This is a genomic window from Methylobacterium bullatum (genome assembly GCF_014845095.1).
GTDB classification, from domain to species: Bacteria; Pseudomonadota; Alphaproteobacteria; order Rhizobiales; family Beijerinckiaceae; genus Methylobacterium; species Methylobacterium bullatum.
Window position 1 is genome coordinate 1 of sequence record NZ_NKUG01000252.1, and the last position, 1,384, is coordinate 1,384.

Genomic DNA, 1,384 nt, shown 5'->3' on the forward strand with positions numbered 1-1,384 from the left:
CTTCGCCCTCGCCTTCGTCGCGCGGCCCATCGGTTCGGTGATCTTCATGGAGATCGACCGGCGGCACGGGCGGGGTGTGAAGCTGACCATCGCCCTGTTCCTGCTCGGCGGCTCTACGGTGTCGATCGCCTTTCTGCCGACCTATCACAGCATCGGCATGGCCTCGATCTGGCTGCTCGCTGCCTTTCGGATAGGGCAGGGGCTCGCTCTCGGGGGAGCCTGGGACGGCCTGGCTTCGCTCCTGTCGATCAAGGCACCCAGCGATCGCAAGGGCTGGTACGCGATGATCCCGCAACTCGGAGCGCCCATCGGCTTCGGGCTCGCCAGTGCTCTATTCTCGTTCTTCCTCGCCAATCTGACCATGGACGACTTCCTGGATTGGGGCTGGCGGTATCCGTTCTACGTCGCCTTCGCGGTGAACGTGGTCGCCCTCTTCGCCCGGCTTCGCCTCGTCGCGACGGAGGAGTTCACTCAGCTGCTAGAGACCCGTGAACTCGCCCCGACCCCGGTCTGGGAGATGATTCGCGCACAGGGCCGGACCGTCCTCATCGGCGCTTTCGTGCCGCTGGCGAGTTTCGCGCTGTTCCACCTCGTCAGCATCTTCCCGATCAGCTGGATCACCTTGTTCACGAAACGCTCGGCCGGCGAGTTCCTACTGGTGCAGTTCGTCGGCTCCATCGTCTTTGCTGGCGCGATCGTGATCTCGGGAATCGTGGCGGATCAGGTGGGCCGGCGCAGACTGGTGGGAATCGCAGCCAGCCTCATCGGCCTGTTCAGCCTCGCCAGCATCCTCGCGCCCCTGCTGTTCGGCGATAGCGAGACCGGGCAGACGATCTACGTCCTCGTCGGCTTCGGTCTGCTCGGCCTATCCTACGGCCAGACCTCCGGGTCGGTGACCGAGAATCTCGGGACGCGCTACCGCTATACGGGCGCTGCGCTTACCTCCGACCTCGCATGGCTGATCGGAGCCGGCTTTGCGCCGCTCGTGGCCCTCAGCCTGTCGAGCCGGTTCGGTCTGGCCTGGGTCGGCGTTTATCTCCTGTCCGGCGCGGTCGCGACCCTGAGCGCGCTCGTCATCAACCGGAAGGTCGCTACTTACTGATTCCTGGGTAAGAGGCTCTATGAAGAAAGGCCCGCATGCCATCATGCGGGCCTTTCTCGTTCCAGCTCGTCGCTCAGCGGATGGCGGCGCAGGCGGCAGCGGATGGACCGAGTGCGAGATCTCCCTGACGCGGATTATTGAGGGCAAAAGCGCCGGCATCCTCACGCGGGAAAAAGCTCGGACCAAGCTCACGCTCAAAGAAGCCATTGCCGACCTGGTAGAAGCAGCGGTCCTTCACGGCCGTCACAGCGAAGCTTCGCCGAAGGACAGGTTGTCCGAGGG

Annotated in this window: 2 protein-coding genes; both read left to right on the top strand. The window is 64.3% G+C overall.

What is annotated here, in order from left to right; genetic code table 11:
* The coding region (locus MBTS_RS22750) for an MFS transporter (protein WP_192216554.1) at window positions 1–1,102 on the top strand (1,102 nt) is incomplete at its 5' end.
* 19 nt (window positions 1,103–1,121) lie between these two features.
* Window positions 1,122–1,384 (top strand): hypothetical protein (locus tag MBTS_RS22755; RefSeq protein ID WP_192216555.1); only part of this gene is annotated, 263 nt, incomplete at its 3' end.